General features: G+C 60.2%; 10 protein-coding genes. All 10 read left to right on the forward strand.

Annotated elements, in window-relative coordinates; all coding sequences use genetic code 11:
* The 10 genes from tolA to ppdK all read left to right on the forward strand — a co-directional run bounded on the left by tolA (position 1) and on the right by ppdK (position 14,757).
* Positions 1–1,032 carry a cell envelope integrity protein TolA gene (gene tolA, locus ACZ5IL_RS05595; protein ID WP_464596832.1) on the forward strand — a complete coding sequence of 344 codons (1,032 nt, stop codon included), beginning with the start codon at positions 1–3 and terminating at the stop codon, positions 1,030–1,032.
* 59 nt (positions 1,033–1,091) lie between these two features.
* Positions 1,092–2,417 (forward strand): Tol-Pal system beta propeller repeat protein TolB, encoded by a 1,326-nt coding sequence (gene tolB, locus ACZ5IL_RS05600; protein WP_425909788.1) that lies wholly within the window; start codon positions 1,092–1,094, stop codon positions 2,415–2,417.
* A gap of 185 nt (positions 2,418–2,602) precedes the next feature.
* Complete coding sequence (locus tag ACZ5IL_RS05605) at positions 2,603–4,924, forward strand: putative bifunctional diguanylate cyclase/phosphodiesterase (protein WP_464595657.1); 2,322 nt, start codon at positions 2,603–2,605, stop codon at positions 4,922–4,924.
* Positions 4,925–5,079: 155 nt separating this feature from the next.
* Positions 5,080–5,820: an N-acyl amino acid synthase FeeM domain-containing protein gene (locus tag ACZ5IL_RS05610; protein WP_464595658.1), complete on the forward strand. Its 741-nt coding sequence runs from the start codon at positions 5,080–5,082 to the stop codon at positions 5,818–5,820.
* Between the two features lie 243 nt (positions 5,821–6,063).
* Positions 6,064–6,561, forward strand: a complete 498-nt coding sequence (gene pal, locus ACZ5IL_RS05615) for a peptidoglycan-associated lipoprotein Pal (protein ID WP_425906319.1) — start codon at positions 6,064–6,066, stop codon at positions 6,559–6,561.
* Between the two features lie 345 nt (positions 6,562–6,906).
* Positions 6,907–7,830 (forward strand): tol-pal system protein YbgF, encoded by a 924-nt coding sequence (gene ybgF / locus ACZ5IL_RS05620; protein WP_464595659.1) that lies wholly within the window; start codon positions 6,907–6,909, stop codon positions 7,828–7,830.
* Positions 7,831–7,999: 169 nt separating this feature from the next.
* Complete coding sequence (locus ACZ5IL_RS05625) at positions 8,000–8,383, forward strand: bleomycin resistance protein (protein WP_464595661.1); 384 nt, start codon at positions 8,000–8,002, stop codon at positions 8,381–8,383.
* 16 nt (positions 8,384–8,399) lie between these two features.
* Entirely contained in the window at positions 8,400–9,443 is a 1,044-nt protein-coding gene (gene tilS, locus ACZ5IL_RS05630) for a tRNA lysidine(34) synthetase TilS (RefSeq protein ID WP_464595662.1), read from the forward strand.
* A 364-nt stretch (positions 9,444–9,807) separates the two neighbouring features.
* Positions 9,808–11,730, forward strand: a complete 1,923-nt coding sequence (ftsH, locus tag ACZ5IL_RS05635; RefSeq protein WP_079448277.1) for an ATP-dependent zinc metalloprotease FtsH — start codon at positions 9,808–9,810, stop codon at positions 11,728–11,730.
* 201 nt (positions 11,731–11,931) lie between these two features.
* Entirely contained in the window at positions 11,932–14,757 is a 2,826-nt protein-coding gene (gene ppdK, locus ACZ5IL_RS05640) for a pyruvate, phosphate dikinase (RefSeq protein ID WP_464595663.1), read from the forward strand.
* Positions 14,758–14,900: the final 143 nt, after the last annotated feature.

The raw sequence follows: 14,900 nt of genomic DNA on the forward strand, positions 1-14,900 counted from the left end.
ATCAAGGTCGATAAGACACTGGCAGCATCGGTTGCCCTGCACGTCCTTGTGATCGGGTGGGGGCTGGTGTCGTTTTCGTCGAAGGCTTTCGAATCGGTGCCAGAGGAATCTTTGCCGGTCGACATCATCTCCGCCGATCAACTTGCCCACGTCACGGCGGGCATGAAGACCGGCAAGAAGGAAAAACCGAAACCCCTGGTCGAGAAGGTCGCCGAGGCCACACCTCCGCCGGAGGACACTGTCGGCAAAATCGACGACAAGAAGCCGCCGGTCATGACCGACGTGGCACCCAAAGAACAACCAAAACCAGATGACAAGGCCGCTGCCGAGGTTGCTGCAGCAGCAGCGAAGGCCGAGGCGGCAGCCAAAGCAGCCGACGCAAAGGCCAAGGCGGATGCGAAAGCCAAAGCAGAGGCCGCGAAGGCCGAGGCGGAAGCCTTAGCTGAGGCAAAGGCGGAGGCTCAAGCCAAGGCCAAGGCGAAGGCCGAAGCGCAGGCGAAAGCAAAAGCCGAAGCGAAAGCGAAGGCGGAAGCCAAAGCCAAAGCCAAAGCCGAGGCAAAGGCCAAGGCAGAAGCCGAGGCGAAAGCCCAGGCAGAGGCGAAGAAGGCTGAGCGCGTGTTCGACCAATCGAAGATTGCGGCGCTGCTTGACAAGCGCGAGCCCACCCGCCGCTCGGTCACCGGAGACACGCTGAATCCGAATGCCGCGCTCGGCCTCGCCCATGGCAAGGCCGCGGACAATTCCGCGACCTGGGGGTCGATGTTCAAGTCCCAGGTCGAGCGCTGCTGGAAAAAGCCCTATGGCGGGCTCGAAGCTCAGATGACCGAAGCGGTGTTCAGCATCAAGCTGAAGCGCGACGGCACGCTGGAGACAACGCCGACCGCGATCAGCAACCCGTCGACACCCTACTTCCGCGTTTATCAGGAAAGCGCGCTGCGCGCGATCATTGAATGCCAGCCGTACAATCTGCCTGCGGCTTATTTCGACGAATGGAAGTTTTTCGAGCCCGTATTCACAGAACGAAAGTCGTAAGCAACGAACGTTGCGGATGAAAAGTCTGACCGATGATCGAGAGAAATGGATTGCAGAGAATGCCGTTCCGCCTGAACCGCCGACACATGATTTCCGGGATGGCATCGGCTGCCGTGTTGCTGGGCGGCCGGCAAGCCTTCGCCCAGGCGCGGGTCCAGATCACCGAGGGCAACGTCGCGCCGCTCCCGATCGCCATTCCGAATTTCATTGCCGGTTCGCCGTCGGATAGCGAGGTCGGTGCCGGCGTCGCCAAGGTCATCACCAACAATCTCAAGCGCAGCGGGTTGTTCGCGCCAATCGACCAGGCCGCGTATATCCAGAAGATCACCAATATCGACGTGCCGCCGCAGTTCGCCGACTGGAAGACCATCAATGCACAGGCGCTGGTGACCGGACGCATGACGCGTCAGGGCGACGGGCGGCTCAAGGCCGAGTTTCGTTTGTGGGATGTCGCGACCGGCCAGCAGCTTGCAGGCCAGCAATATTTTACATCGCCGGAATATTGGCGGCGGATCGCGCACATCATCTCGGATCAGATTTACGAGCGTTTGACCGGCGAGAAAGGCTATTTCGACAGCCGCGTGGTGTTCGTCGATGAGTCGGGAACAGCGCAGCATCGCGTCAAGCGGCTGGCCCTGATGGATCAGGACGGCGCCAACGTGCGCTACCTCACGCGCGGCGCTGACCTCGTGATCACGCCGCGCTTTTCGCCGTCGACCCAGGAAATCACCTATATGGAATTCGGGCAGGGCGATCCCCGGGTCTATCTGTTCAACATCGAAACCGGACAGCGCGAAATCGTCGGCAACTTCCCCGGTATGTCGTTTGCGCCGCGGTTCGCGCCCGATGGCCAACGCATCATCATGAGCCTGCAGCAGGGTGGAAACTCGAATCTGTTCGTGATGGACATTCGCTCGAAGTCGACGACACGTCTGACGGACACGCCAGCGATCGACACGTCGCCCTCGTATTCGCCGGACGGCGCCCGCATCTGTTTTGAGTCGGATCGCGGCGGTAAACCGCAAATTTATGTGATGGGAGCGACCGGCGGCGGGGCCCAACGCATCTCGTTCGGGGAGGGCTCCTACTCGACTCCGGTCTGGTCACCCCGCGGTGACTACATCGCCTTCACGAAGCAAGGCGGTGGTCAGTTTTCCATCGGCATTATCAAGCCGGACGGTTCCGGCGAACGAATTCTGACGTCGGGATTTCACAACGAGGGTCCGACCTTCGCGCCTAACGGGCGGGTCCTGATGTTCTTCCGCGACCCCGGCGGCAACGCTGGACCATCGCTTTATACGATCGACGTCTCCGGCCGCAACGAATTGAAAGTTCCCACGCCTGGTTTTGCGTCCGATCCGGCATGGTCGCCCCTGCTCTCATAAAGCTGGATGTGCGAGCCAAAACCGGATCGGCGTCGGTTGGATCTTGATCCTGTAACATTCTGTTTTACAGGATAAATTCGGCCTTCAGGTGGCCGGGTCAAACGTCTCGCTAACGATGTTCGCTCAGAAAGGCTTCACTAGCGGCCGGTAACACTGCGCGCGCGGAAAGGAAGCGCGCGCAGCCGATGCAGTTGGCCGACCACCATCGCGATACCGATACGATGTCGCCAGCGATATATGCGGCGCTTGTGGGTTCGCTATTCCAGAATCCGGCGCCGATGTTGGCTGGCGCGGTCTGCGCTGCGATCGCGGCGGTCATGACCGCATTGAAGACCGGCAACCATCTGCTGTGGCCATGCGCGGTGCTTCTGGTCCTGATTGGCATGCTCCGCACTTTCGACATGGCGAAATACAAGAATCGCCGTTCGGATCTGACCGTAGACGAAGCCGCGCGCTGGGAGGCCCGCTATCAGATCGGAGCGGTGCTCTACGCAATTGTCCTTGGCGCATGGTGCGCCATCGCGCTTCTGATGACCGACGACGCCGTCGCGCACATGATCTGCATCTCGGTCACCACGGGATATGTGGCGGCCGGCGCCGGCCGCGCCTACGGACGCCCATGGATTTTCCACCTGCAGATTCTGCTGACCTGCGGGCCGATGGCTGGGGCGATGGCGCTGAAAGGCAGTCCTTACTACCTTGGGATGGCGCTTCTCACCCTGCTGTATTTCCTTGGTCTCGAGAGGATCACGACCAGACTACAGCAGATTTTTCTCCGCGCCTTGATCGCGCGCGAACGCGAAGCCGCGCTCGCCGCCCAGTTCGACACCGCGCTGAACAACATGCCGCATGGCCTGTGCATGTTCGGCGCAGACGGTCGCCTTGGCGTGATGAACTATCGTTTCAGTGAAATGATGCATCTCGCCGACGACTTCGTGCATCGCAGCGTCGGCGCAGCGGATGTCATCGCCGCATGCGTGGCCGCCGGAACGATGTCGTCCGAAAACGGGCGGACGATTATCTCGGAGATCGAGAATTCGCAAGCCGGCGCAATCGTGACCACCGACGTGGATATGGAGCAGGGGCGGGCGCTGTCGTGGACGTTCCAGCCGATGGCCGTCGGCGGCACGGTCGTGCTGGTCGAGGACATCACGGAGCGGCGGAAGGCGGAAGCGAGAATCAACCATCTCGCTCGCTTCGATCTGCTTACCGAATTGCCCAACAGGCTCAGCTTTCGCGACGAAATCGAACGCCTGCTGACGATCTCCAATAGTGCGCCGAGGCTATCGGCGCTGCTGTTCATCGATCTCGATCAGTTCAAGCAGATCAATGATACGCTGGGTCATCCCTGCGGGGATCGCCTGTTATGCATTGTCGCCGACCGACTCCGGGGAATGCTTCGCCCGGAGGACTTCGTTGCGCGATTCGGCGGCGACGAATTCGTGGTGTTTCAGCAAAACATCCAGTCGGCGGAGGAGGCGGCCGCGCTATCCCGCCGCATCGTCGAACGGCTCACCGAGCGATATGAAATTGATCGCCATCTTGTCGAGATCGGCGCGAGCATCGGTATCGCAATGACATCGCCTGGCATCACGGCCGACAACATTCTGAAGCACGCCGACATGGCGCTCTATCGTGCCAAGGCCGATGGCCGCGGAACCTTCTGCTTCTTCCGCAACGAGATGGCTGAAACGGTCGAATCGCGCCGCGCCCTCGAACTCGATCTACGCAACGCACTGGCCAAGGAAGAGTTCGAACTGTTCTATCAGCCGCTGGTCAATCTGAAATCGGGCCGGATCACCGCTTGCGAGGCACTGCTGCGCTGGAATCATCCCTCGCGCGGTACGGTGTCGCCGATGGCCATCATTCCGGTGGCGGAGGAGATGGGGATCATCATCGATCTCGGCCGCTGGATTTTGCGCAAGGCCTGCATGGAATGCATGACGTGGCCGGAGGCTGTCAGCGTCGCCGTCAACTTCTCGTCGGAGCAATTCCATCAGCGCGATATCCTGAGCGAAGTCCGCTATGCCTTGGAGGTTTCCGGTCTTCCGGCGCACCGCCTCGAAATCGAGATTACAGAATCGTCGTTGCTGCGTAACACGCAGTGGACTCACGACGCGCTGAGCCAATTGCGCTCTGCGGGCGTGAGGATTTCACTCGATGATTTTGGCACAGGGTATTCGAGCCTTAGTTATTTGCACAATTTCCCGCTCCAGAAGGTCAAGATCGATCGCTCGTTTCTGGAGGGAATCGATACGGACCGGCCCCTGATGCTATTGCGTGGTGTGGCTCGGCTGAGCGCCGATCTCGGCATGGCCGTCGTCGTCGAAGGCATTGAAACCAACGAGCAGCTCGAGCTCGTCAGCGTCGACGGCACGGTGACGGAAGCGCAAGGCTATCTGTTCAGCCGACCGGTATCGGCGGCGAGCATTCGTCAGCAGCTCGACGCCTCTCATGGACGTCGTCTGTGTGATGGCAATGTGAAGGGTGTCCGGTCGATCGCTTAGATTTCTCCTTGAGGACGCCACCACCTTCGAGTCGAGCGTCCCCGTTGAAAGAATGTGAGGACACACTAACATTAATGTTTTGTTATCTTTTCATTTCATTAACGAATCGTTAACTTTCGATTGTTTGCTGGAATCAGGCGGCGAGGGTGCTCCCAATGAGTTCGGCTCTAACAGTCGCTAAGCCTGTAGACCGAAGTATCGAACTTCTGGATCGGGTTGATTATCGCCTGGTGGAAACGCCGGCAGATAGGGATATCATCTACCGCCTTCGATATCGCGCCTACCTGAATGAGGGCGCGATCGAGACCAACCGCGACCATAAAATCTTTGATCGTTTCGACGAAATGCCGAATTCCTGGATTTTTGCCGTCTATCTGGACGGCGCGCTGGCCAGTTCCATTCGTCTCAGCATTTCGTCGCCGGAGCATCCGCTCAGTCCTTCGGTGGATGTGTTTAAGGATTATCTCCAGCCGGAGGTCGATCGGCGCAAGGTTATGGTCGACCCGACCCGCTTCGTGGCGGATCCGGAGCTTGCGGGTCGATTTCCTGAATTGCCCTACATCACGCTCCGTCTATGCTTCGTCGCCTGCAGTTTCTTCAATGCGGACCTCGGTCTGGCCACCGTTCGCGCCGAACACCGGTCGTTCTACCGGCGTTTATTTGATCACCAGCCGTTGAGTCCGCCGCGCCGGTATCCTGGTCTCGTCAAGCCGATCTGTCTGATGGCGGTCGATTTTCCGGCCTCGCGCGAAAAGGTCTTCGCCCGCTATCCGTATCTCCGTTCGAGCTATTTCGAACGTCGAATGTTATTCGAGCGCAAAGCTGGCACCGCAACTCTGGTGCCCACCGATTCTCCGTTTTCGTTCGCGCGACCCTCGATCGTCCCGAGGTCCTGATATCCGACCTAATTGTTGTGATGTGGGTTCAGGGGCGGACTCCGCGGACCGCGCGGTTGTGAAATCGCTGTCGGTTCACCCTCGCGCCACATTTGCGGCTTATTAACCATCGCGGGCGCTTCTTTCGCAAACATGGCATTTGATGCAATCGAGCAACCTCTCATCAAGGTTGACGGAACGTTCGCTTAACCATCACCCTGTAGAGCGGATAACAGTGGAAAACGCGAGCGTGGAGGCTCCGGAATGTTAAATCAGAAGCGATTCCTCCGGGGATTGAAGCTCGCTGCCGTGGTTGCGGCGGCGCTGTCGATGGGTGCTTGCGCCAATAAAAATCCGATGGACGGGAGGGGCGGCGGGATGGCCGGCGCTGCGACCCCGGGCAGCCAGCAGGATTTCGTGGTCAATGTCGGCGACCGCGTTTTCTTCGAGAGCGACCAGACCAGCCTGTCGCCACAGGCGATAACGACGCTGGAGAAACAGGCGCGTTGGCTGCAGACCTACAATCGCTATTCCTTCACCGTCGAAGGCCATGCGGATGAACGAGGCACCCGCGAGTACAACATCGCGCTCGGCGCCCGCCGCGCGCAGACGGTTCGTTCTTTCCTTGCGTCGCGCGGTATCGATCCGGGCCGGATGCGGACCATTTCCTATGGCAAAGAGCGCCCGGTCGCGGTCTGCAACGACATTTCCTGCTGGTCCCAGAACCGCCGCGCTGTCACGGTGCTCAACGCCAGTTCCTGAGGCGTCCCTTATCTTATTTTGTTTTCAGCCGGCGCTCTTGGGGCGCCGGTTTTTTTGCGCCAGGACGATCGATGAAATAAAAGCCGGCTTCTGCCTTCTGTCTTGACGATGCAAACCGGCTGTTATCTGCAGCTCAAGCCAGAGGGCGCTGTTTTTTTCACGCTTAACGCCACGAAAATATTTAAGGAGAAGACTGACCGGCAAGATCGTCGTAAAGTGATTGTTGTTGTTAGACCAAGTCACATTTTCGGCGTACTCAAGTTTTCAATGGGTGCGCTTTCGATGTGACGTTTATTCAGTCGACAGGCCAAAATGTCATCCATACCTCCGAGGCTTGCACGCGCAATGGCCGTTGCCACGATGCTCGTGCTTTCGTCACATGTCTCCGCGCAATACGACGTCGATCCTGAACTCCGCATCCAGCAACTGGAACAGCAGCTGCGAACCCTGACCGGGCAGAACGAAGAGTTGCAGCACCGGAATCGGATGCTCGAACAACAGCTGCAGCAGTTGCAGCCTGGAACGGCATCACCTGGCGTCGCGGCGACTGCGCCGGCAAATCCAAACGCCGGTTCGCCTCAACCGAATTACGATCAGCGAGGAAGCCAGCCACCCCTCGTGCAGGAGCAGGTCGTACCCGTGCCTGCGCAAGGTCACCGGGGTGATGCCTTCAACCCCAGCCAGAACCCTAACGCCCCCGGTGCGCCGCGCGCGCTCGGCGGCGGACAGATGCCGATCCCGACGACGGCCATAGGCTCGCCCGGCGGCCGCGAAGCCGGCGCTCCGCTCGATCTCGCCAACGTCGGTCCACGCTCTTCGGGGAACTATCCGGCGACCGGCAACGCTCCGCTCAATTCGGGTGGCCTGACAACACTGCCGCCATCGGCGACGCCGCGGGACGAATTCGATCTTGGCATTGGCTACATGCAGCGCAAGGACTATGCGCTTGCCGAGGAAACCATGCGCAATTTCACCCAGAAATACCCTTCCGATGCTCTGACGGGTGACGCGCAGTACTGGCTCGGAGAAAGCCTGTTTCAGCGCCAGAAATATCGCGAGGCTGCTGAGTCTTTCCTGGGCGTGACCACAAAGTACGACAGTTCGGCAAAGGCGGCCGATGCGTTGCTTCGGCTCGGACAATCGCTGGCCGCGCTGAAAGAAAAAGAGGCCGCCTGCGCCGCGCTTGGTGAGGTCACGCGCAAATATCCCCGCGCCTCCGCCGGAGTGAAACAGGCCGTGGACCGTGAGCAGAGGCGGGTAAAGTGCTAGCGCATGATCCGCCAAGTGTGAGCGGTTTGGCGAAAGATCATGCGTATTCTCAATATTTAGAGTGCGATCGGACGCAAAGCCGGAATCCACTTTTGTGGATCGCGCTCTAGAGAACATGCGCCGGATCGCGTAAATTCGGGCGGGTCTCCGACTATAAGGAGCGTGTCCGATGAGCCTTCATGCCCCGCAATTTTGTTCGGCCGCGACCCTGTTCGTGGTCCAGGACGTCCCCAAAGCCGTTGCCCATTATCGCGACGTCCTTGGCTTCAAGGTCGGCTTCACCTACGGTGATCCGGTTTTCTACGGCGGCGTCGAGCGGGGCGACGTTACGATTCATTTCCAGGCCGCGAACAAGGCGCCACGCGAATCCGGCCAAGGCGCCGTCAACGTGTTTGTGACCGAGGTCGACGCGCTGCACGATGAGCTGAAGTCACGCGGGGCGACCATAGTGCATCCGCCGGGCGATCGTCCCTACGGCATGCGTGATTTCGATATCGACGATCTGGACGGCAACCGCCTGACGTTTGGGATGGGCATCGGTGGTTCGGACTAGATCGACCGCACAAGCGATGAAGCCACCGAAAACGGGCTCCGCTTTGCCGATTTCGGCAACGGAAGCGAAAACGCTGTTCGCGGACTGGAAAGCGGCCCACGCACTCGTCCTCGCCGTATCCGGCGGCCCCGATTCCATGGCGCTGATGTGGCTCGCGGCACGTTGGCGGCGCGCCATGACAGGCGGTCCCGACCTCATTGCCGTCACCATCGATCATGGCCTGCGGCGTGGCTCCGCGCGCGAGGCGCGACACGTCAAGCTGCTCGCAACCTCGCTCGGCGTGACACACCGCATCGTGCGCTGGAGCGGCGCCAAACCGGAATCCGGATTACCGGCGGCCGCGCGAGACGCCCGCTACCGCCTGCTGGCGCGAACAGCCCGTGTCCACGGCGCATTGCATATCCTCACCGCTCACACCTGTGATGATCAGGCGGAAACCGTTCTGATGCGATTATCGCGTGGCAGCGGCATTGCGGGCCTCTCCGCAATGGCACGTGAAACGATGCGTGACGGGTTCATCCTTGCCCGGCCGTTTCTGAATGTTCCGAAGGCGAGGCTGATTGCGACGCTGAAGAAGGCAAAAATCGACTACGTGGAGGATCCGACCAATCGCAACCTCAATTTCACGCGTCCGCGTTTGCGTGCTCTGATGCCGGCACTGGCGGAGGAAGGATGCGATGCCCATAACCTGACGCGGCTCGCATCGCGTCTGGCGCGAGCTAATACAGCGCTGGAACTCCTCGTCGACGGCGCGGAGCGTTATCTGGCCTTGCAGGATGACGACGCGCAGCATCCGGGCTTTCGAACGGAGGCGTTTGCGGTCCTCTCGGAGGAGATCAAGGTTCGATTGTTGTTGCGGGTGATCGATCGTATCGGCTGCGAGGGACGGGCTGAATTGGGTAAGGTTGAGGCTCTGCTCTTGGCACTCGAAAGCGCCGCAAATCATGCGGATTTCGGTCGACGCGTTTTGCTCAGAAGGACGTTGGCGGGGGCGCTGGTGACGCTTACCTCCGAGCGGATCAGCGTCGAGCCGGCACCGCCCCGGCGTCGGACCAACTAATGCGGCTTGGTTAATCGCCGCGCAGAGGACCCTAGGCTGCAATCCAAAGCGGGTCTCACTTCCGCCTCGCGTCAAGTTCCGTCAAGCGCCACCATGCTTCAAAATATGAAGCGACCGCAGACCTCCGCCGGGCGCAAGCTTGAAAAATGAAGCGGATCAAAGAGGTGATAAGCAGAAATATTGGAAATGCGAAACCTTGTGTCAACTGCCAGGGCCGAATAGGTTTTATTTAATAAGAGTTTCACCCGGTTCCCTTGGCAGGGGCAACCTCCGTGCCTAGATTGTATACGTCTCGGCAACCCCCATCTATTAAGTCGATGCAGGGATATCCGGCTGCGATCCGCGCGGCCTCGAAGGAAGATCGATGAACGCCAATATGCGCAACTTCGCCCTCTGGGTCATCATTGTCTTGCTCCTGTTGGCATTGTTCACATTGTTCCAGAGTCCTGGTCACCACACGACCGCGCAGGATATTTCGTTCTCGCAGTTGCTGACGGAAGTCGATCAGAACAATGTTCGCGATGTCGTGATCCAAGGGCAGGAGATTCACGGCACCTTCACCAACGGTTCCAACTTCCAGACCTATGCGCCAACCGATCCGGGGCTGGTGAAAAAGCTCTATGACGCCAAGGTGCAGATCACAGCCAAGCCCCCCGGCGACAGCGTTCCATGGTTCGTTTCGCTGCTGGTGTCGTGGCTGCCGTTCATCGCGCTCATCGGCGTGTGGATTTTTCTGTCGCGCCAGATGCAGGGCGGCGCCGGCAAGGCGATGGGTTTCGGTAAGTCTCGCGCCAAGATGCTGACGGAGGCCCACGGCCGCGTTACCTTCGAGGACGTCGCAGGCGTCGATGAGGCCAAGCAGGACCTGCAGGAGATCGTCGAGTTCCTGCGCGACCCCGGCAAATTCCAACGCCTCGGCGGGCGTATTCCGCGCGGCGTGCTCCTGGTCGGCCCGCCCGGCACCGGCAAGACGCTGATCGCGCGCGCTGTCGCGGGCGAGGCCAACGTGCCGTTCTTCACCATTTCGGGCTCGGACTTCGTTGAGATGTTCGTCGGCGTCGGCGCCAGCCGCGTCCGCGACATGTTCGAGCAGGCCAAGAAGAATGCGCCCTGCATCATCTTCATCGACGAAATCGATGCGGTCGGCCGTCACCGCGGCGCGGGTCTCGGCGGCGGCAACGATGAGCGAGAGCAGACGCTGAACCAGTTGCTGGTCGAAATGGACGGCTTCGAGGCCAATGAGGGCGTCATCCTCATCGCGGCGACCAACCGCCCCGACGTGCTTGACCCCGCGCTACTGCGCCCGGGCCGCTTCGACCGTCAGGTCGTGGTGCCGAACCCGGACGTCGTCGGCCGCGAACAGATTCTCAAGGTTCACGTTCGCAAGGTGCCGCTGGCACCCGATGTCAACCTCAAGACCGTCGCCCGCGGTACGCCCGGTTTCTCTGGCGCGGATCTGATGAATCTCGTCAACGAGGCGGCGCTGACGGCCGCCCGCCGCAACAAGCGCATGGTGACGCAGGCCGAGTTCGAGGAAGCCAAGGACAAGGTGATGATGGGCGCCGAGCGCAAGTCGCTCGTCATGACTGAGGAAGAAAAAATGCTGACGGCCTATCACGAGGGCGGTCACGCCATCGTCGGCCTAAATGTCATCGCTACCGATCCGATTCACAAGGCGACCATTATTCCGCGGGGCCGGGCGTTGGGCATGGTGATGCAACTTCCCGAACGCGACAAGCTGTCGATGTCGCTGGAGCAGATGACCTCGCGACTTGCGATCATGATGGGCGGCCGCGTGGCGGAGGAGATGATTTTCGGCCACGAGAAGGTGACCTCCGGTGCTGCGTCCGACATCGATCAGGCGACGCGTCTTGCGCGCATGATGGTGACGCGCTGGGGCCTCTCGAAAGAACTCGGCACCGTGTCCTATGGCGAGAACAATGACGAGGTGTTTCTCGGCATGCAGGTCAACCGCCAGCAGAATGTGTCCGAGGCGACCGCCCAGAAGATCGACTCCGAAGTCAGGCGTCTGGTCGAGACTGGTTACAAGGACGCGACCCGCATTCTTGGCGAGAAGCGGGCCGATCTTGAGACGCTGGCCAAGGGCCTGCTTGAGTTCGAAACCTTGACCGGCGATGAGATCACCGATCTGCTCAACGGCAAGAAGCCGAACCGGGAATCGGTGCTGGAGCCTGCGACACCGCGCACGTCGGCGGTGCCGCCTGCCGGCAAAACACGTCCGCGCCCAGAGCCCGATCCAGGTCTCGAACCACAGCCACAGGCCTGAGCACCGAACGTTCGGTGCTGCCCATCGGCGTCTAAAATCAAAACAGCCCGGCGCAAGCCGGGCTGTTTTTGCGTCGTGCTCCGAACTTGAATTGTACGTCGATATCACTTCAGGACAAGGCAGTTCGCGCAGCTTGCGCGGCGTTGTCGAAACGTGGTGTAAGGCCCGCACGATTTCCCTTACGAGGAATGGTTTCAAACCATGGCCAAAGCTGCCTCGAAGTCGAAAAAGCCTGCAACGAAATCAAAACCATCTACAAAATCCCGGGCGAAAAAGCGAAATTCCGCCGGCAAGGGGAAGGCGACGAATAACGCAACAAGAACGCCGCCAGCGAGGAGCAAGTGGGTCTATACGTTTGGAGACGGCAAGGCGGAGGGCAAAGCAGAACTGAAGGAGCTGCTCGGCGGCAAGGGTGCCAATCTCGCCGAGATGGCCAACCTCGGTTTGCCAGTGCCTCCCGGCTTCACGATTACCACCTCGGTATGCGCGGTTTTCTATGCGCGTGACGAATCCTATCCGAAGGAGCTGAAGCCGCAGGTCGAAAAAGCACTGAAGCACGTCGCAAAAATAACCGGCAAGGTGTTCGGTGATGCGACCAATCCGCTTTTGGTCTCGGTGCGATCGGGAGCGCGCGCCTCGATGCCCGGCATGATGGACACGGTGCTCAATCTCGGTCTCAATGACAAGACCGTCGAAGCTATGGCCGCGCTCTCTGGCGATCGGCGATTTGCTTATGATAGCTATCGCCGCTTCATCACTATGTATTCGGATGTCGTGCTTGGCTTCGCGCATCATCACTTCGAAGACATCCTGGATACGTTCAAGGATGGCAGGGGCTATTCGCTTGACACGGACCTGACCGGCGACGACTGGGTCGAGGTGGTGGGCAAGTACAAGGCGGCTGTTGCACGCGAGACCGGCAAGAATTTTCCGCAAGATCCTTATGAGCAGCTGTGGGGTGCGATCGGCGCAGTGTTCTCGTCCTGGATGAATGCGCGGGCGGTCACTTATCGCAGCCTGCACAATATTCCGGAGTCGTGGGGCACCGCCGTCAACGTGCAGGCCATGGTATTTGGCAATCTGGGTGAGACATCGGCAACCGGCGTGGCGTTCACGCGCAATCCGTCCACCGGCGAAAGCCGGCTCTATGGTGAGTTTCTCATCAACGCTCAGGGCGAGGACGTGGTGGCAGGCATCCGCACGCCGCAGGACCTCACCGAGGCGGCGCGCAAGGAGTCCGGGTCCGACAAGCCGTCGATGGAAACGGCAATGCCCGAATCTTTCAAGGAGTTGACGCGCATCTACAGGTTGCTCGAAAAGCACTATCGCGACATGCAGGACATGGAGTTCACGGTCGAGGATGGCAAGCTGTGGATGCTCCAGACCCGAAGCGGTAAACGTACCGCGCGCGCCGCGTTGCGCATCGCGGTCGAACTTGCCAATGAGGGCCTGATCTCCAGGAAGGATGCGGTGGTCCGTATCGATCCGGCCTCGCTTGATCAGTTGCTGCATCCGACCATCGATCCCAGCGCACAGCGCGACGTGGTTGCCACCGGCTTGCCGGCGTCGCCCGGCGCGGCTGCGGGTGAGATCGTGTTTTCTTCGGAGGAGGCAACCAAGCTGCAGGCCGGCGGCCGCAAGGTTATCTTGGTACGGATCGAGACCAGTCCGGAAGACATCCACGGTATGCATGCCGCCGAGGGCATTTTGACGACGCGCGGTGGCATGACCTCGCACGCGGCGGTGGTCGCGCGCGGCATGGGCAAGCCCTGCGTTTCCGGCTGCGGCAGCATCCGCGTCGATTATGGACGTGGCACCATGGCAGTCGGAGATCGCACCTTCAAGGGCGGTGACGTCATCACCATCGACGGTTCGCTCGGCGAGGTGCTGGCGGGACAGATGTCGATGATCGAGCCGGAGCTGTCCGGTGAGTTCGGTACGCTGATGGGCTGGGCCGACGAGATTCGCAAGCTCGGCATCCGGGTCAACGGCGACACGTCAGCCGACGCGCGAACGGCGGTGAGGTTTGGTGCCGAGGGAATCGGCTTGTGCCGCACCGAGCACATGTTCTTCGAGGAGACTCGCATCCGTACGGTGCGAGAAATGATTCTGGCCGAAGACGGGCAAGCGCGCCGCGCCGCGCTGTCGAAGCTGTTACCAATGCAGCGCGCCGATTTCGTCGAGTTGTTCGAGATCATGAAGGGCCTGCCGGTCACGATCCGGTTGCTTGATCCTCCGCTCCATGAATTTTTGCCGCATACACAGGCCGAGATCGAGGAAGTCGCGCGTGCGATGAACACCGATCCGCGCAAGCTGGCTGACCGTGCCCGCAATCTCGCCGAATTCAATCCAATGCTTGGCTTTCGTGGGTGCCGCCTTGCCATCGTTTATCCCGAGATCGCCGAAATGCAGGCGCGGGCGATCTTCGAGGCGGCGATCGAGGCCGAAAAGCGCACCGGCAAGGCCGTCGCCGTTGAAGTCATGGTACCGCTCATCGCGACCAAGGCGGAGTTCGATCTGGTCAAGACGCGGATCGATATGACCGCGCAATCGGTGACACGCGAAACCGGCGGCAAGCCGGCCTACCAGGTCGGCACCATGATCGAATTGCCGCGCGCCTGTCTGGCGGCAGGAGAGATCGCCAAAACGGCGGAGTTCTTTTCGTTCGGTACCAACGACCTCACGCAGACCACGTTTGGCATCAGCCGCGACGACGCGGCGAGCTTCCTTGGCGCCTATATCGCGAAGGGAGTTTTGGAGATCGATCCATTCATCTCGGTGGATCGCGGCGGTGTCGGAGAACTGGTGAAGATTGGCGTCGCGCGTGGCCGCAAGACCCGCCCAAATCTCAAGGTGGGCATCTGCGGCGAACACGGCGGCGATCCCGTTTCGGTGGCATTCTGTCACGAGATCGGATTGAACTATGTGTCATGCTCACCATACCGCGTGCCGATCGCGCGTCTGGCCGCCGCTCATGCGGCGCTCGGCAAGATCGTCGCGAGCCGAGTGGATGATGAACGGTCATGATCGGAAGGCCTGCCGGCCGCCTAAATCAGATCCCGAAAGCAGAAGCAGGTTTTCAGATAAGATCATGCTCTGTCGGTGAACCGCCTGCGCGTCATCCGCGGCGAATTAAGCGTTGACCGTATCTTTACTATTTCGCTCGAGGC

Source organism: Nitrobacter sp. CN101 (assembly GCF_055390255.1).